This window comes from Streptomyces sp. NBC_00887, assembly GCF_045207585.1.
Genome location: NZ_CP108788.1, coordinates 2,255,606 through 2,272,626 on the forward strand (window position 1 = coordinate 2,255,606; position 17,021 = coordinate 2,272,626).

Genomic DNA, 17,021 nt, shown 5'->3' on the forward strand with positions numbered 1-17,021 from the left:
TCGGCCTGCCTTCCTGAGTTACTTCCAGCCCTTGAGGAGCTTGCGGTAGGAGTCGCCGGTCGTGGACGCGGCCTTCTCCGGCGTGGTCTGGCCGGTGAGGACCTTGGTGTACTCGGTGACGAGCGGCGCGAAGAGGCTGCCGGTCTCCGGGATCCACGGGCGCTCGACGGCGGTCTCGACGACGGGCTTGAAGAAGCCGACGATCTCGCTGTCCACGGCCTCCTGCTTGGAGTACACCGAGGTGCGGGTCGGGAGCAGGTTCAGCTCACCGGCGGTCTGCGCCTGGGTCTCCACCGAGGTCATGTACTCGACGAAGGCGTAGGAGGCGTCGAGGTTCTTGGAGCCCGCGTAGACGGCGAGGTTGTGGCCGCCCTGCGGGGCGCCCTGCGAGGCCGAACCGGCCGGCACCGGGGAGATGCCCAGGTTGGCCTTGTCGGCGAACTCCTTGCCGGTCAGCGTGTCGGCGACGGCCCACGGGCCGTTGATCATCATCGCGACCTTGCCGTCCTTGAACGACGACTGCATGTTCTCCCAGCCGTCGGTGGCGTCGGTCTTCGCGGCACCGGAGTCGACGAGGTCCTTGACGGTCTCGAACGCCTTGACACCCTCGGGCTTGTCCACCGTGACGGACTTGCTGGAGGCGTCGACCAGGTCGCCGCCCTCGCCGTACAGGAAGGAGAGGAACCAGTACGCGTCGTCGCCGCGCAGGTAGAGGCCGGTCTTGCCGGTCTTCTCCTTGATCGTCTTGGAGACGGTCTTGAGGTCCGCGATGCTCGCGGGGACCTCGACACCGGCCTCCGCGAAGATCTTCTTGTTGTAGAAGATGCCCATGGAGTCGATGACCTGCGGGACCGCGTACGTCTTGTCCTTGTACTTGGTCGACGCGGCGGCCTGCTCGAGGAAGTCCTTCTCGTTCTTCAGCGCCGCGGTGCCGTCCAGCGGGGCGAGGTAACCGAGGTCGGCGAACTCGGGGGTCCAGGCGACCTCGGAGCGGATGACGTCGGGAGCACCGGCGCCGGCCTGCGCCGCGTTCTTGAACTTGTTCTGTGCCTCACCGAAGGGCACGTTGACGTACTTGACGTCAACCTTCGGGTGCTTCTTCTCGAAACCCTCGGCAATCTTCTTGAAGACCTTGTCCTCGCTGCCGACCGTCGAGGTGTCCCACCAGGTCACCGTGCCGGAGAGCTCGCCCGAGCTCTTGCTGCCGCCGGTCTCGTCGTCACTGCCACAGGCGGTTGCCGCAAGCGCCAGGGCCGCGACCAGGGCGGTGGCCGTTATGCCACGTCGCATCTGAACTCCTTCAACTGCCGTACCGCTCCGTCGCGGCGCCGGGTCGACGTGAACGTAACAAGGATGAAAGACGACCGAAAGACTTTGCGGAAGATTTCTGCAAGCTCCGACGATCGTTACATTGGCGTGTCCGCAAGGTTGCCGTCAAGCCTCTTGACGGGAGCCTCGCATCCCTGCCCACACCAGGCCAGGGCCCGTCTCCACGCGGTACGACGATCCGACTGCGAGCAGCCGACGGCGCCCGCAAGGCCTTGCAAGATGTTGCTGCGGAGACACCCACGGGCCCGGGCTCCCGGGCCGGGTCGTCCGAATACTGCGCATGGTGGGCAATACGACACGCGCCCGGTACAGTCCCCTCATGACCGCACGGCTTGCCGATATCGCAACTCAGGCGGGGGTCAGCGAAGCTACGGTCAGCCGCGTACTGAACGGCAAGCCCGGTGTTGCAGCGACCACCCGTGAATCAGTCCTCGCGGCGCTCGACGTCCTCGGGTACGAACGCCCCGTCCGGCTGCGCAGGCGCAGCGCGGGCCTCGTCGGCCTGATCACGCCCGAGCTCGAGAACCCGATCTTCCCGGCGCTGGCCCAGGTGATCGGCCAGGCGCTGACCCGGCAGGGCTACACCCCGGTGCTGGCGACCCAGACGCCCGGCGGCTCCACCGAGGACGAGCTCACCGAGATGCTCGTCGACCGCGGCGTCTCGGGCATCATCTTCGTCTCCGGTCTGCACGCCGACACCTCGGCCGATATGCAGCGCTACGAACAACTGCGGGCCCAGGGTGTTCCCTTCGTCCTGGTCAACGGCTTCTCGCCCAAGGTGCAGGCGCCCTTCATCTCCCCCGACGACCGCGCCGCGATGCGGCTCGCGGTGACGCACCTGGTGTCGCTGGGGCATCAGCGCATCGGTCTCGCGGTCGGCCCGAAGCGCTTCGTTCCCGTTCTCCGCAAGATCGAGGGATTTCACGCCACGATGCGGGAGCAGCTCGACCTCACCGCGGAAGCGGTGGAGGAGCTCATACAGCACTCTCTGTACACGCTGGAGGGTGGTCAGGCGGCCGCCTCGGCGCTGATGGAGCGCGGTTGCACCGCGGTGGTGTGCGCGAGCGACATGATGGCGCTCGGCGCGATCAGGGCCGCCCGCCGGATGTCGCGGGAAGTGCCGCGCGACCTTTCGGTGGTCGGCTACGACGACTCGCCCCTCATAGCGTTCACCGATCCGCCGCTGACCACGATCCGCCAGCCCGTGACAGCGATGGGTCAGGCGGCGGTGCGTACGCTGCTGGAGGAGATCGGCGGTACGCCGGCCCCGCACAGCGAGTTCGTCTTCATGCCTGAGCTGGTCGTTCGCGGCTCGACGGCTTCGGGGCCCGGCCCCGCCCCAGGATCCCACCCTCGTCGTTGAGGTGCAGAATGTGCGACCGGAACCCGACCGGAGGATCATCGGGCAGAGGGAGACGTATCTGGCAGACTCTGCGCCTATGGGTGATTCGCACGTGACCACACAGGAAGACCGCATGGCGGCCAACCCCTCACCCATCGTTGACGAGGTGGCGGCCACCGGATCGACACAGGTCGTCGGCCGGACGCGATCGTGGTCCTTGCGTTCGCTGCGGTCCCCGCGCCGCCCCCGCCTCTGGTTCGAGATCCTGCTGATCGCGGTCAGTTACTGGCTCTACTCGCTGGTCCGCAACGCCGTACCCGAGCAGCAGGCCGCGGCCCTGCGCAACGCCGACTGGATCTGGTCCCTCGAGCACACGGTGGGGCTCGCCTTCGAGGAGACGGTCAACCGGGCCGTCAATTCGGTGACATGGCTGATCGTGTCGATGAACTACTACTACGCGACGCTGCACTTCGTCGTGACCGTCGGTGTGCTGATCTGGCTGTTCCGCCGTCATCCCGGCCGCTATGCGGCATCCCGGCTGATCCTCTTCTCGACGACGGCCGTCGCCCTGCTCGGCTACTACCTCTTCCCGCTGGCACCTCCGCGTCTGATGAGCGGCGGGGGCTTCATCGACACGGTGATGCTGCACCAGACCTGGGGTTCGATGGCTTCGGGCAACTTCAAGCACATGTCGAACCAGTACGCGGCGATGCCTTCGATGCACATCGGGTGGTCGCTGTGGTGCGGTCTGACCATCTGCGCACTGGCGACCGCCCCGTGGGCGCGGATCCTGGGCCTGCTCTACCCGGTGGCGACGCTGGTCGTGATCGTGGCGACGGCGAACCACTTCTGGCTGGACGCGGTGGGCGGCATGGCCTGCCTGACGTTCGGCTACGCGATCTCGTACGCCTGGTACGGGCGGCTGCCGCACCGGCTGCCACGGCGGCCGGCGACCGCGGGGGGCCGTGGGCGCGTGCGCTCGCTGCGGCCGGTCCTGGCACGCCGCACCCGCACCCGCACCGACGTGCCGCACCCGTCCGCCCAGCCGAGCCCGGCCCCTGCCCACTCGGCCCCACGGAACTCCGGCTGACCCCCTCCCGGGACTCCCACCGGACCCCGCTCCTCGATCTCCCCCAGACTTCGTCCGGGGGGACCCCCAAGGGGCTTGATCTGCCTCACCCCGCCCCGTAGAACCGCTCCTCCACCACCGCCCGCGCCCGCCGCGTGATCCGCCGGTAGTCCTCCAGCATGTCCCCGACGTGCCCCGGCTCGTACCCCAGGTACCGCCCGACCGCCGTCAGTTCCCGCGGGTTCGAGGGGAACGTGTCGCCCGGCCGCCCCCGTACCAGCATCACCGCGTTGCGCACCCGTGTGGCCAGCACCCACGCCTCGTCCAGCGTCTGCGCCTCCTCCACCGGGATCAGCTCCGCCGCGCACGCCGCGGCCAGTGCCTCGCGCGTACGCGTCGTCCGCAGTCCCGGCTCCACCCAGCCGTGCTGCATCTGCAGCAGCTGCACCGTCCACTCGACGTCGCTCAGCCCGCCACGGCCCAGCTTCATGTGGAGCGTCGGGTCGGCGCCCCGCGGTATCCGTTCGGACTCCATGCGCGCCTTGAGCCGCCGGATCTCGCGGACGGCGTCCTCACCCAGCCCCTCGGCGGGGTAGCGCAACGGATCGACCAGGTCGATGAACGCGCGCCCCAGCTCCTCGTCCCCCGCCATGGGCTCGGCGCGCAGCAGGGCCTGGCTCTCCCAGACGAGCGACCAGCGGCGGTAGTAGACCTCGTACGACTTCAGGGTGCGGACCAGCGGGCCGCTCTTGCCCTCGGGGCGCAGGTCGGCGTCGATGATCAGCGGCGGGTCGGCGGTCGGCAGCTGCAGCAGCCTGCGCATCTCCGTGATGACGGTGTTCGCGGCCCGGGCGGCCTCCTCGTCGCTCACGCCCTCCCGCGGAGCGTGCACGAACAGGACGTCCGCGTCGGAGCCGTAGCTCAGCTCGTGCCCGCCGAAGCGGCCCATGCCGATGACCGCGAAGCGGGTCGGCAGGGTGTCGCCCCACTGCTCGCGCACGGCGGCGCGCAGGGCACCCGAGATCGTGGCGGCGTTCAGATCGGTGACCGCGGGGCCGACCTGGTCGACGAGCGCGCCCGGGTCCTGTTCCGCGGGGTTCTCCTCGGTGCCGTACGAACCGATCAGGTCGGCGGCCGTCGTGCGGAAGAGCTCCCGGCGCCGCACCCCGCGCGCCACCGCGACCGCCGCCTCGGCGCCCGCCGCTCGGCCCACGGCGGCCAGCACCTCCTGCTCCAGATGGTCACGGGTGCGCGGCTTCAGCCCCTCCGGGTCGCCGAGGATGGCGACGGCCTCCGGGGCTCGCATCAGCAGGTCGGGGGCGAGACGGCCGGCGGACAGGACCCGGGCGAGGTTCTCCGCCGCCGCGCCTTCGTCCCGCAGGAGCCGCAGGTACCAGGGGGTCTTGCCGAGCGCGTCGGACACCTGCCGGAAGCCGAGGAGCCCCGCGTCCGGATCGGCGGAGTCCGCGAACCAGCCGAGCAGGACCGGCAGCAGCGTGCGCTGGATGGCGGCCTTGCGGGACACCCCGGACGACAGGGTCTCCAGATGTCGCAGCGCAGCCGCCGGATCGGCGTATCCGAGGGCTTCCAGCCGGACGACGGCGGCCTTCGCGCTGAGCCGGGTCTCGCCGGGCGCCAGCTGGGCGACGGCGTCCAGCAGCGGCCGGTAGAAGATCTTCTCGTGCAGGCGCCGCACCACCGAGGCGTGCCGCCGCCACGCCTTGTTGAGTTCGGCGACGGGATCCGTGCGCAGCCCCAGGGAGCGTCCGAGCCGCCGCAGGTCCGATTCGTCCTCGGGGACCAGGTGCGTGCGGCGCAGCTTGTAGAGCTGGATGCGGTGCTCCATGGCGCGCAGGAAGCGGTACGCCTCGTCCAGCTGCGCCGCGTCCGCCCGCCCGACGTATCCGCCGTCGGCGAGCGCCCGCAGGGCGGCCAGGGTGGAGCCCGCGTGCAGGGTGGCGTCGCTGCGCCCGTGGACCAGCTGGAGCAGCTGTACGGCGAACTCGACGTCCCGCAGCCCGCCGGGCCCGAGCTTGAGCTCACGGTCGACCCGGTCGACGGGGATGTTGTCGACGACGCGACGGCGCATCTTCTGTACGTCCCCGACGAAGTTCTCCCGGTCGGCGGCCTGCCACACCAGCGGGGACACCGCCTCGACGTACTCCGCGCCGAGCGCGGGGTCACCGGCGACCGGCCGGGCCTTCAGCAGGGCCTGGAACTCCCAGGTCTTGGCCCAGCGCTGGTAGTAGGCGAGGTGCGAGCTCAGGGTCCGCACCAGCGGCCCGTTGCGGCCCTCGGGGCGGAGATTGGCGTCGACCGGCCAGATGGTGCCTTCGACGGTGGTGTCGGCGCAGATCCGCATCATGTGGGCGGCGAGGCGGGTGGCGGCCTGCATGGCCCCGTTCTCCTCCTCTCCGTCCACCGGCTCCCCCACGAAGATCACATCGACGTCGGAGACGTAGTTCAGCTCGTGCCCGCCGCACTTGCCCATCGCGATGACGGCGAGCCGGCACCGGGCCGCGTCGACGGGGGCGGCGGTACGGGCGATGGCGAGCGCGGCGCGCAGGGTGGCCGTCGCCAGGTCGGCCAGCTCGGCGGCGACCTGGGCGAGGTCGGTGGTGCCGCACACGTCGCGGGCCGCAATCGACAGCAGGGAACGGCGGTAGGCGACGCGCAACGAGTCCGGGTCGACAGCGTCGGCGAGCATGCGTTCGAATTCGGCGACGCCGGGGTGCAGATCTATGGCCTCGTACGTGACGAGCACCTGCCAGTCGCGGGGGTACCGCGCCAAGTGGTCCCCGAGGGCCTCGGAGGCGCCGAGCACGCCGAGGAGCCGGTCCCGCAGCGGCTTCGCGGTGACGAGCGTGTCCAGCAGGACCTGTCGTTCGTCCGCCTCTTCCGCCTCGACGAGCCGCACGAGGCTGTGCAGCGCCAGGTCGGGGTCGGACGTGGCACCGAGTGCGTCGAAGAGGACGGGATCGGACCGTACGGAGGAGAGCTCGGGCAGTTCCAGGAGCCGTTCGGCTGCGGACGGATCGGTGAAACCGTGCCGCAGCAGTCGGGTGAAATTACTGCTCCTGCGCCCAGGCACCGTCGTCATCCCGTGTTCTCCTGCCCGCGGACGCACACGTGTCCGCTCTTCGAGCCTAGCTGTGCGCCGATGAATTCGGAGCGGGAGCGGAGTCCGTACTTCGCAGGCACGATGAACGGAACGATCACGCCGAAGGCTCTCAGGAGGCCCGTCATGCCGGACGAGAACGCCACCCCGGACACCGCCCTGGACTCCCGGTACAGCGGCGAGAACGCCACCGCCCGCCCGTGGCCCGAAGCGGTCGCCCTCCTGACGGACGCCGAGCTGTACTGGCTCTCCACGGTCCGCCCCGACGGCCGCCCTCACGTCACTCCGCTGATCGGGGTCTGGTCGGACGGGGCCCTGCACTTCTGCACGGGCGCGGCGGAGCGCAAGGCGCAGAATCTGGCCGCCAATCCGGAGGTCGTCCTGACCACCGGCGCCAACACGCTCGACGAGGGCTTCGACGTGGTGGTCGAGGGCCGGGCCGACCGGGTGACGGACGAGAAGCGCCTGATCGCGCTGGCCGAGGCCTGGGAGACGAAGTACGGCGCCGACTGGCACTTCGGCGTCACCGACGGCATGTTCTCCAACGGCGCCGGCGGCCGTGCGGAGGTCTTCGCGGTGACCCCCCGCACGGCCTTCGGCTTCGCCAAGGGCGACCCGTACGGCCAGACCCGCTGGCGCTTCGCCTGACTGCCCGGCGCTTCCCCCACCGCGCGGGAACGCGCGGGGCGGGCCCCGGCCACCGGCTACGCGGGGCGGGCCCCGGCCACCGGCTGGACGGGGCGGGTCCCGATCACCACCGTGGCGTACAGCTCCTCCGAGACGACCACGCGCGCCCTCAACCCGCTGCCGCCCACCGTCTCCGCGGCTCGCCCCGCCTGCCGCTCGCTCGTCTCCACGAGGAGGCTGCCGCCGGGCGCCAGCCAGTCCGGTGCCGCGGCGACCACGCGCCGCATGACGTCGAGGCCGTCCCCGCCACCGTCGAGCGCCACGCGCGGCTCATGTATGCGCGCCTCGGCCGGCAGCAGTTCGACGTCATCGGTGGGCACGTACGGCACGTTGGCGAGCAGAACGTCGACGCGCCCGCGCAGCGAACCGGGCAACGGCTCGAAGAGGTCGCCCTCGTAGACCTGTCCGAGCTCACCGACATTGCGCCGCGCGCACCGCACGGCGGCGGGTTCCACATCCGTGGCGTGCAGTTCGATGTTCGGCAGTGCCGCCGCCAGCGCCGTACCCAGCGCCCCTGAACCGCAGCAGAGGTCGACGACGACGGCCGGCTTCCGCCCGGCGAGTGCCACGGCCTGGCGGACGAGGAACTCGGTACGGCGGCGGGGCACGAAGACCCCGGGGTCCACGGCGACGCGCAGTCCGCAGAACTCGGCCCAGCCGAGCACGTGTTCAAGCGGCAGACCGGCGACGCGGCGTTCGACCATGGCGGCGAGTTCCGCCGGACCGGCGGCGGTGGAGAGAAGGAGCTCGGTCTCGTCCTCGGCGAAGACACAGCCGGCGGCACGGAGCGTGGTGACGATCGAGGAGACGGTCTGCGGTGAAGCGAATTCCTGCATGCGGAGGAGCCTTTCGGGAAAACCGATGGGCGCTCCGCGATCGCTTATGCCGTGTCGGGCACGCGACGGCGAGTGGTGAGCACCCAGCCTGCTGAAGCGGTAATGGGTCTCACCTCCTGGGTCGGTCCCGGTCTCGGGACGGGTCACATTACCCGAGTCGGGCCGTTCAGCACACGCCCTGCTCCCGGGGCGGTGCGTACCGGGCGTGTGCCCGCAAGCCCGGCGGAAGTCGTCGATGGAGGCGCCTGCGGACGATCACCGCAGGCGCCGGCCACCGTGGTCACAGGAACGTCGTCGGCCGACGGCACCAGGGCGCGGCAGAAGCGCAGTTGGATGCCTCTGCGGCCGACCGTCGGCACGGTCGGTACGTCACCGGGTCTCGACGTAGCAGGTGACCACCGGATCGGTACCTACGCCCCACCTGGCCTCACCGGGCCAGGTGTACCAGAAGTGGCCCTTCTCGGTTCCCTCCCGGGTCCAGGCGGCGGGCGCCGACCTGTACGCGTCCCGGCACGCGTCGCCGGCCATCCGCTTCGCCTTCTTGTTGCCCGGGTACGCGGCGTCGAAGCGTGCGTGGGCGAAGACGCGGGCCTCGTGGGGCTGTGCGCAGGGGACGGACACCACCACGTCGAGGGTGCGGGTGCCCGTGGTGAGATCGGCGCATCCGCCCTTCTTCACCTCACCGATCGCTGTGACGGCCCCCTTGGCGTCGAGCGTCCGCTCCGACGCTGCCGGCATGACCGGCGCGGACTTCCCGAAACCGCTCACCTTCAGAACGGCGCGCAAGCCGGTCACCCCGTCCAGTGCGCTGTCCTTCTTGTCGAGCAGGGCCGAGAAGTCCGCCTCCGCCCCTGTGATGCGCCCCTTGGCGTCCGTGGACAGGGTGAGCGCCACAGGCGTTTCCGTACCGTTCGGATCGATGTCGGCGGTGAGTTCGGAACCCAGGTCCTTGGGGAACAGGCGCAGGGCGTTGAATGCGGTGAGTCTCGCGAGGTAGGTGCGGCCGCCCTTCTTGGCCGCCGGCGATTCCTTCACCTTCTGGGCCCCGCTGAGAATCTCCAGCAGTGTGCCACCGAACGCGGACTCGGTTCCCCGCAGCGAGTCGACCGCGGCGCCGGTACCGAACGCGTCGAAGGAACCCTCGTAACGCAGCCAGTAGCCGGCCTCGCCCGCACGCAGCCGGATGGTGTCCGGCTCGACCGCCACCCGGGTGAGCGCGGGGGAACGGTCCTCCCCCAGCCGGACGCCCAGCAGCACGTCCTGGGCCTCGTCCGGCAGGCCCTCGGCGAGCGCCCAGTCGATCGAACCGACGGCCCGGCCGCCCGGGAAGTCGAGCCGCCCCGAGGTCTTCTGCACCGTGTCACCCGACGGAGAGGTGAAGGTCAGGGTCTGGGTGAAGCTCGCGGTACGCGCTGCCTGGGTCGCGAGCAGCGCCTGGCGGGGCTGCTGCTCGACCGGCACGCCGAAGACCGGGTGGGCGGGCTTGTCGTCCGCAGAGCCGCCGGCACAGGCGGTCATCAGCAGGGTGGCCGACAGGACGGCGGCGCACAGCGGGATGAGGTGTCTTCTGATCACGTCGGTTCGACCATGAAACCGCCTGCGCGGTTGCCCTCCGCGGGGTAACGGAACGATCACCCGCCCCCGGCTACTGCCGCTTCCGCGACTCGAAAGTTTCGCTTGGAATTACCAAAGTGACCGAAAGCCCCTGTTGCGCCAGGCTCCCGACGGCGGTTCGTGTGACCGTCTTTCACCTGTGCGTCCCGGTTTGGCAAACACGCTGCGTACCCAGAAGCATGCGAGAACGGCCAACAACAGGTGCCTCACGTCCACCCGCTGTCTCGCCCTGACCCCCTCCCTGAGCTCGGGAGCGCTCCCACACCTGGTGCCGCGTCCGCCCGGCCCCGCACCGGGAGTCCTCGCGCTGCCGTCCCGGTCACGGCACTCCCGGCGGTCCCCCGCCAGACCTAATCCGCATCCGCACTCCGCACCCGATGACCCTGGCCGTCGGCCAGTCGATCAGCAGCCTCTGGAACGCAGTGAACACCGGGACCAGCGGGTCCGTCACGGTACGGAACGCCCCGTGGTCGGCCACCACCGCTCCCAACGGCACGACCACGTTCGGCTTCACCGCCACCGGCAGCCCCACCACCGCACCCGGCAACCTCACCTGCGCCTGAGAGGACTTCGGGCCGACGGCGCGAAACCGTCGGCCCGGAACCGATGTCTGGGCCTAGGGCCTGTCTTCAAAGGGTCATATCCACATCAGGAGTGACGCGATAGTGAGTGCCGCTTCGTAGGATTCGCGGGTTTTGTCGTAACGGGTGGCGATGGCCCGGTACTGCTTTAACGCATTGAAGCAGCGCTCGACGACGTTGCGCTGCTTGTAGCGCTCCTTGTCGAACGCGGGCGGCCTGCCGCCGTTGCTGCCTCGACGGCGGCGGTTCTCCTGCTGGTCCGACCGTTCAGGGATGGTGTGCGGGATACCGCGTTTCCGCAGGTAGTTACGTATGCCTCGGCTGCTGTATCCCTTGTCACCCAGGAGATGATCAGGCCGGTTGCGCGGTCGACCTGGGCCTGGACGGCAGACCCTGATCTGCGCAAGGATCTGCTCGAACTGCGTGCAGTCGTTGATGTTGCCGCCTGTGACGACAAAGCCGAGCGGACGGCCGCGGCCGTCGCAGGCGAGGTGAATCTTGGTCGTCAGTCCGCCACGGGATCGTCCGAGGGCGTGAGCGTGTGCCGTTTCTGCGGGACCTGCCCCTTTTTACGGGCGCCGGCCGCGTGCTGATGAGCGCGGGCGATCGTGGAGTCCACCGATACCAGCCAGTCAACGTCCCCAGCCGCATCCTTCTGAGCCTGAACGGCCTCAAGCATCCGCGTGAACGTGCCATCGAGCGCCCACCTGCGGAAACGTGTGTACAACGTCCGCCAGGACCCATACCTCTCCGGCACATCACGCCAGGCCGAACCAGTCCGCAGCTTCCACACGATCCCGTTCAGCACCACCCGGTCGTCCCGCCGGGGCCGCCCCGTGCCCGTCCGCGGAAGCAGCCCCGACAGAACGTCCCACTCGTCGTCCGAGAGCTCATGCCGCCGCACCATGCGTCACATGATGCCCCATCAACAGCCTTTGAAGACAGGCCCTAGCGGAACGAAGCCCGAGCTGGCCGGAAATCTGATCCCGGCTGTCCCCGTTGGTCCACGAGCACATCAACTGCCACGGGGCCCCTGTCCGATCGTCCGCAGCCACGGCCACGGGAGACCCTGCGGGCACTGCGGGACCCGAAAGCCACCGAGGAACAGAATGCATGCGGCCTTGGTGCTGCCCTCGCCTGGGAGAGGCAGCACCAAGGCCGCATATACGGGAACCTGGCCGGTGGGCTGCAGGTCAGGTGTGGTGCTGGACGAGAAGGCCGACGCCTCTACGTTCTCCAGGCGCCGACCAGTCGGCCACGCCGCACGCCGGTCCGTCCGGGGCTCGGACGTCGGGCTCTGCGACGGTCGGTCTCAAGCCCACGGATCGGTGAACGACCGTCCGGGCACCGGCTTGGCGATGAGCGCTACGGGGATGAAGAAGTTGACCTGGCCGATCACGAACATCAGCGTGGCGAACGCCTTGGACTCATAGTGGGCGGCTGCCTGTGCATACAGTTCGTCGGAGACCCTCTCGCCGCCTGCGGACGGCTGCAGCACGGCTTCCACAAGTGCCAGCGCGGCACGCTCGGCACCATTGAAGTACGGCGAATCCTGCCAGGACGCCACCGACGTGATCCTCTCCTCCGACTCCCCCGCCTTGCGCAGGAAGCCCGTATGGAGAACGGTCAGGTAGGTGCTGCCGACGATCTGCCCAGCACGCAGTTGGACGAGCATGATCGTGGAGCGCGGTACCGAACCGTTGCCGGTGACCTTGAACAGCGCCGCCGACACCTCCGCCAACTCGCGGACGAGTTCCGCGGGGTCCTCGGGCATCCGCGGAACCATGGGGACCTCCGCCGTGATCTCACGTGTTTCCATCGTCGTTTCCTCCATATCGGGGGTGGCCGGCGCGCTCGTTGCACGGGCCGGTTGACGTCCGTCACTGCATTGACGGATGGCAACGCGAGAATGTGACAGATGAGGTCCGCCGCCGATGCCTGCGAGAACGAATTTCTGGCGCAGCGCTTCGAGGAGCACCGTTCACATCTGCGGGCGGGATCCCGCAGCACCCCACCCCTCATGGATCAAAGCGTCGAGGGGCACTTGCGAACGTCGAGGGGCCCTTGCCCTCCGGAGACCGGTGATTTGCGTGATGCCCTCTTGCACGGTTCCCGCTCTAATCGCCAAGGACCGTTCGGGAGGCGCCGTCCGGCCGTCCGGAACGAACACCTCTCGCGCACATGCCCGCCACGACGAAGCGCCGAAGCGGACGACCGGCGCAGCCTGGAAAGGACATCGGACATGTCTCACCTCAGCCGGCGCCTGCGAGCATTGGGCGCAGTGGCCGCCAGCACGATGGCCGTGGTCGCCACCGGCGCCTCCACGACCCCGGCTTTCGCAGTCGCCTCCGTGTACAGCGAAAGCTTCCCCAACGGACTCGGCACGTTCACCGCCTCCGGTTCCGTCAGCACCGGCACGTACGGTGCCCGGTTGAGCGGGTCGCTGCGCTCCGACCCGACCCTGACGTCCGCGTCCGTCGACCTCACCGGATACAGCGACGTGAGGGTGTCGTACACTCGCGCCGCTTCAGGTCTGGACCACGGTGAGTCCTTCAACGCAGCCTATTCGGTGGACGGCGGCGCCTACACCGCGCTGGAGTCGGCGCGCACCGCCACGGGCAGCGTCTCCTTCCCGCTTCCTGCCTCGGTCGCGAACCGCACGCTGCGGCTGCGGTTCTCCCTGGACGCCAACAGTGCCCTGGAGACCCTCACGGTCGACGACGTGCTCGTCGAGGCCGAGGCCGGAGGGGGCCCGACCGACCCCCCTCCCGGTTCCCTGCCTCCCGTGACGGACGTGACGGCGCCGGGGCCGTACGCGGTGACCGTCGACAGCACCGCGGGACCCGGAAACGACGGGTGGCTCGTGTACCCGACGAACGCGGGCCAGAACGGTGTGAACCACCCGATTCTCGTCTGGGGCCCAGGAGCGGGGTCAGACCCCGCGGACTACGAGGACATGCTGCGGCAGTGGGCGTCGCACGGCTTCGTCGTCTACAGCGAGGTCTCCTCCAGCAGCGGCGCCTACATGGTCGATGCCCTCGACTGGTTGGAGGACCAGAACGCCGCCTCCAGCAGCCCGCTGTACCAGGACCTCGACACCTCCGAGGTGGCCTTCGGGGGCCACTCGCGCGGGTCGATCGGTACGTTCGACGTAGCCGACGAGCCGCGGCTCGAGACCACGATCCACGTGGCCGGCGGCTCCTTCGACGGGAACGGCCCGGCCGGTCTGCGCAATCCGGCTCTCTACGTAGGCGGCGACGAGGACTTCGCCACCGCGAACATGGAGAGTGACTACGCCAACACCGCCGTACCGGTGTGGTTCAACGTTCTCAACGACACCGACCACATACTGGCCACCCGCAACGGCCAGCACATCATCACCGCCTGGTTGCGCTGGCACCTCGCCGACGAGGAGTTCCGGCGCACGGAGGACTTCCTGAGCCCCGCCTGCACGTTCTGCGGCCTCGGCGACGTCCAGCACAAGAACTGGTGACCCTGAGGTGAGCGGTCGCTGCCGCCCCGCTGCTCGGCAACGGCGGCGAGACGGTAGCGACCGGGCGGGACGGCGGGTGTTCGGGTAGACCTCACGGCGCAACCCCGCACAACCCGCCATCCGCCATCCGCCATCCGCCATCCGCCCGAGGGCACGCCGTGGGCGTGGAGTTCTTCCACTTCCACGGCGACTCGCTCTGAACGGGATCCTGGGCCGCCGTCGCGGCAGCCATGCCTCGTCTGCTGAAAACCGCACCTGCCAGAAGTCGCCACGGCTGAGCACGAGGTCCGCCGGTGCCCGTCCTGCTCTCGCCGGTGAACCCTCACCATGCTCACGCACCCTTGCCTGGCCGTCGTCCGCGCGGATGCGCCCACACCGGACGGCCCCGGAGCGCGTGCGTCCGTCCGCGCCCTGGCCGGGTAGGCCGCGGCCGCGCGCCTGATGAGTGACTTCCGAGAAGGAACAGCCACAGAGGCCTGTTATCTTTACGTGACTTTCGACGCGACTCTCGGTCAAGCTTTGGCCTAGGGATGTGCCGGATTCGTGGGGATGGGTCATGTGCCTCCATCTTCCGAGTGGTTCCGTCCGATCAGCTGCCCCATGGGCTGAACCCGAGGATGCGCATGACCTGTAGTCCCACGGAGAGCTTTTCCGCCTTACGTCCCGTCAGCAGCCGGGAGTCGGGCGTAGGGAAGCCCCGTTGTTCCGACAACCGGGCCTGCCGGCACGGTGATTCCGACACGCCTGCGACTCCTTGGCCAGCCGCGTGCGGTGACGCCCTCCAGGAGCCCCCGGACGGGCGGCCACGAAGACCGGGACAGACGAGCGCATGACCACTTCACACGTAAGGGCGCGGCCGCGGTGTGCGAGCCGGGCCAGGACTTTCATGGCTGGGCGGTATGACGAAGCGTCACACATTAGGTTCGATTGTTCGTGTCGTGCGAAAGGCACCGCTGTCCGGAGGGGGAGGCCGCAGAAAGGAGTGCGGGCCGCGCTCGCGACTGAGTCTGCGGCCGGACTATCCGCGGGCCGGTCGGCACCGATGGCGGAGATGGGTGCCCTCGTGGCGGCTCTCTCTCGCGTCGTTCCTCATCTGCACAGCCGCACTCACGACCGTGGTGGGCGTCGCCTACGCCCGTACGGACCTGCCTGAGGACCTCAACTCGTTCGCCACCCAGCAGGACACCGTCTACTACTGGGCCGACGGCTCCCCCATGGCCCGTACCGGCTGGGTGAGTCGCCAGGAGATGCCCCTGTCGAAGATTCCCGAGTCTGTCCGGTGGGCCGTACTGGCGGCTGAGAACGCCAACTTCTATTCGGACCACGGCATTTCGACCAAAGGGATCACCCGGGCACTGTGGCGCACTGTGGGCGAGGGCGACACCCAGGGCGGATCCACCATCACCCAGCAGTACGTCAAGAACGTCTATCTCTCGCAGGACCAGTCCTTCTCACGCAAGTTCACCGAGATGCTCCTCGCAGTCAAGCTGGACCGCCGACTGAGTAAGGACACCATCCTCGAGGGGTACCTGAACACCAGCTGGTTCGGGCGTGGCACCTACGGTCTGCAACGCGCCTCGCAGGCGTATTACGGCAAGGAGGTCACCCAGCTCAATGCAAGTGAGGGTGCTTTCCTCGCCTCCCTGCTCAAGGGGGCCTCGCTCTATGATCCTGCCGTCGACCCCGACAACCGGCAACGCGCCATCAAGCGCTGGAGCTGGACGCTGGACCGTATGGTGAGGATCGGCAGGCTGAGTCCGGCCGAGCGGGCTCGGTACACCACGTTTCCCGAGCCCAAGGAACCCCCCAGGCCGAACAACGCGGGCGGGCAGGACGGTTATCTCGTCGCGCTCGCCGAGTCGTACGCCAAGCGCGCGGGGCGCATCCCCGACTCCCGGTTCGATCTGGGTGGTTACCAGATCTACACGACGTTCGAGAAGCAGCGGACGGCAGCACTCACCACGGCCGTGCAGCAAGCCCGCGAAAGGCTCGATCCCCGGAGCCGCAAGGCCGACCGGAACACCCGCTTCGGAGCCGCCTCGGTCTCTCCGGACGGACGGATACTCGCCGTCCACGGCGGACCGGACTTCCAGAAGCAGGCTTTCAACGAATCCAACGCGAGTACCGTGCCCGCCGGATCGGCCTTCACCCCGTTCGTCTACGCCGCCGGCCTCGAGTACGGGGTATCGCACCAGCGCGGTGCTCCTCGCACCCCCCTCGCACCCTCGACCCCCTACGACGGCGACGACGGCCTTCCGGTCACAACGCCGGAAGGCCCCTACTGGGACCGCTCGGGCAGGATGGTCAAAGGCCACAACGAGGGCGATCGCTCCTACGGCCGCATCGGCCTCCACGACGCCCTGGCCCGGGGCGTGGACGCACCCTTTCTCCAGCTAGGCATGGACGTGGGCCTGGACCGGGTCCGCCGCATCGCCGAGGGCTCCGGGCTGCTCGCGTCCAGCTTCGGGCCCCCCGTCCCCGCGTTCTCCATGGGCAACTCCACTCCCAGCGCCATACGCATGGCCAACGCCTACGGGACGTTCGCGGCTCACGGTTCGCACACCACTCCGTATTCGGTGGCCAAGGTCACCCGCAACGGCGAGTCGGTCCCGCTGACCCGTCCGAAGGTCAGCCGCGCCATGAGACCCGCCGTGGCCGACGAGATCACCGCCTCCCTCGCCCGAAGCGGGACGAGCGCCGACACCTTTGCAGCGCCGTCCTCCGGGAGAGCCGGAACGACACAGGACCAGACGGCGCACTGGTACGTCGGCTACACGCCCGAGGCGTCCACCGCCGTCGTCACGTACCGGATGAACCTGACAAAGAGCCTCGCACCGCTACCACTCAAAGGGCTCGGAGGCGACCCGGCGGCCGGCAGGGACTTTCCGGCCCGGATCTGGACCAGCTACATGAAGGCCGTATCCAAGTGACCGAACGAGACCAGGGCCGGCG

General features: G+C 69.2%; 12 protein-coding genes. 6 read left to right on the plus strand and 6 right to left on the minus strand.

Annotation, left to right across the window (positions count from 1 at the left end; genetic code table 11):
* Positions 1 to 18: 18 nt before the first annotated feature.
* On the minus strand, positions 19 to 1,290 hold the full coding sequence (locus OG844_RS10265; RefSeq protein ID WP_406389577.1) for an extracellular solute-binding protein: 1,272 nt from the start codon (positions 1,288 to 1,290) through the stop codon (positions 19 to 21).
* Between the two features lie 358 nt (positions 1,291 to 1,648).
* Between OG844_RS10265 and OG844_RS10270 the strand changes: the two genes are divergently transcribed.
* Positions 1,649 to 2,692 carry a LacI family DNA-binding transcriptional regulator gene (locus OG844_RS10270; protein WP_406389578.1) on the plus strand — a complete coding sequence of 348 codons (1,044 nt, stop codon included), beginning with the start codon at positions 1,649 to 1,651 and terminating at the stop codon, positions 2,690 to 2,692.
* Between the two features lie 76 nt (positions 2,693 to 2,768).
* Positions 2,769 to 3,761, plus strand: coding sequence for a phosphatase PAP2 family protein (locus OG844_RS10275; protein WP_406389579.1), 993 nt, complete (start codon positions 2,769 to 2,771; stop codon positions 3,759 to 3,761).
* An 85-nt stretch (positions 3,762 to 3,846) separates the two neighbouring features.
* On the opposite strand, the gene OG844_RS10280 is transcribed toward OG844_RS10275, so the two are convergent.
* Complete coding sequence (locus OG844_RS10280; protein WP_406389580.1) at positions 3,847 to 6,840, minus strand: bifunctional [glutamine synthetase] adenylyltransferase/[glutamine synthetase]-adenylyl-L-tyrosine phosphorylase; 2,994 nt, start codon at positions 6,838 to 6,840, stop codon at positions 3,847 to 3,849.
* Positions 6,841 to 6,984: 144 nt separating this feature from the next.
* On the opposite strand from OG844_RS10280, the gene OG844_RS10285 reads away from it, so the two are divergent.
* The gene (locus tag OG844_RS10285) at positions 6,985 to 7,506 is read left to right on the plus strand and encodes a pyridoxamine 5'-phosphate oxidase family protein (protein WP_406389581.1); all 522 of its coding nucleotides are present in this window, start codon (positions 6,985 to 6,987) and stop codon (positions 7,504 to 7,506) included.
* A 56-nt stretch (positions 7,507 to 7,562) separates the two neighbouring features.
* On the opposite strand, the gene OG844_RS10290 is transcribed toward OG844_RS10285, so the two are convergent.
* Together OG844_RS10290 and OG844_RS10295 are read right to left on the minus strand one after the other, a co-directional pair.
* The gene (locus OG844_RS10290) at positions 7,563 to 8,381 is read right to left on the minus strand and encodes a putative protein N(5)-glutamine methyltransferase (RefSeq protein ID WP_406389582.1); all 819 of its coding nucleotides are present in this window, start codon (positions 8,379 to 8,381) and stop codon (positions 7,563 to 7,565) included.
* A gap of 369 nt (positions 8,382 to 8,750) precedes the next feature.
* Positions 8,751 to 9,956, minus strand: coding sequence for a septum formation family protein (locus OG844_RS10295; protein WP_406389583.1), 1,206 nt, complete (start codon positions 9,954 to 9,956; stop codon positions 8,751 to 8,753).
* Between the two features lie 416 nt (positions 9,957 to 10,372).
* On the opposite strand from OG844_RS10295, the gene OG844_RS10300 reads away from it, so the two are divergent.
* Positions 10,373 to 10,558 (plus strand): cellulose binding domain-containing protein, encoded by a 186-nt coding sequence (locus OG844_RS10300; protein WP_406389584.1) that lies wholly within the window; start codon positions 10,373 to 10,375, stop codon positions 10,556 to 10,558.
* Between the two features lie 74 nt (positions 10,559 to 10,632).
* Here the strand turns inward: OG844_RS10300 and OG844_RS10305 are convergent.
* Both OG844_RS10305 and OG844_RS10310 read right to left on the minus strand, forming a co-directional pair.
* Positions 10,633 to 11,483, minus strand: a protein-coding gene (locus tag OG844_RS10305; RefSeq protein ID WP_406387540.1) for an IS5 family transposase whose coding sequence is annotated in 2 segments (ribosomal slippage) — positions 10,633 to 11,132 and positions 11,132 to 11,483 — 852 coding nt in all. Because the reading frame shifts where the segments join, the coding sequence is not laid out codon by codon here.
* 405 nt (positions 11,484 to 11,888) lie between these two features.
* Positions 11,889 to 12,395 carry a carboxymuconolactone decarboxylase family protein gene (locus OG844_RS10310; protein ID WP_406389585.1) on the minus strand — a complete coding sequence of 169 codons (507 nt, stop codon included), beginning with the start codon at positions 12,393 to 12,395 and terminating at the stop codon, positions 11,889 to 11,891.
* 462 nt (positions 12,396 to 12,857) lie between these two features.
* On the opposite strand from OG844_RS10310, the gene OG844_RS10315 reads away from it, so the two are divergent.
* Both OG844_RS10315 and OG844_RS10320 read left to right on the plus strand, forming a co-directional pair.
* A complete protein-coding gene (locus tag OG844_RS10315) occupies positions 12,858 to 14,069 on the plus strand; it encodes a hypothetical protein (protein WP_406389586.1) in 1,212 nt (403 codons plus the stop codon).
* Between the two features lie 899 nt (positions 14,070 to 14,968).
* A complete protein-coding gene (locus tag OG844_RS10320) occupies positions 14,969 to 16,999 on the plus strand; it encodes a transglycosylase domain-containing protein (RefSeq protein ID WP_406389587.1) in 2,031 nt (676 codons plus the stop codon).
* The last annotated feature ends 22 nt before the right edge of the window (positions 17,000 to 17,021 follow it).

What these genes read in the sequence shown, in the direction of transcription:
- OG844_RS10265 (WP_406389577.1), bottom strand. Translation starts at nt 1,290, where the DNA reads ATGCGACGTGGCATAACGGCCACCGCCCTGGTCGCGGCCCTGGCGCTT.
- OG844_RS10270 (WP_406389578.1), top strand. Translation starts at nt 1,649, where the DNA reads ATGACCGCACGGCTTGCCGATATCGCAACTCAGGCGGGGGTCAGCGAA.
- OG844_RS10275 (WP_406389579.1), top strand. Translation starts at nt 2,769, where the DNA reads ATGGGTGATTCGCACGTGACCACACAGGAAGACCGCATGGCGGCCAAC.
- OG844_RS10280 (WP_406389580.1), bottom strand. Translation starts at nt 6,840, where the DNA reads ATGACGACGGTGCCTGGGCGCAGGAGCAGTAATTTCACCCGACTGCTG.
- OG844_RS10285 (WP_406389581.1), top strand. Translation starts at nt 6,985, where the DNA reads ATGCCGGACGAGAACGCCACCCCGGACACCGCCCTGGACTCCCGGTAC.
- OG844_RS10290 (WP_406389582.1), bottom strand. Translation starts at nt 8,381, where the DNA reads ATGCAGGAATTCGCTTCACCGCAGACCGTCTCCTCGATCGTCACCACG.
- OG844_RS10300 (WP_406389584.1), top strand. Translation starts at nt 10,373, where the DNA reads ATGACCCTGGCCGTCGGCCAGTCGATCAGCAGCCTCTGGAACGCAGTG.
- OG844_RS10310 (WP_406389585.1), bottom strand. Translation starts at nt 12,395, where the DNA reads ATGGAAACACGTGAGATCACGGCGGAGGTCCCCATGGTTCCGCGGATG.
- OG844_RS10320 (WP_406389587.1), top strand. Translation starts at nt 14,969, where the DNA reads ATGACGAAGCGTCACACATTAGGTTCGATTGTTCGTGTCGTGCGAAAG.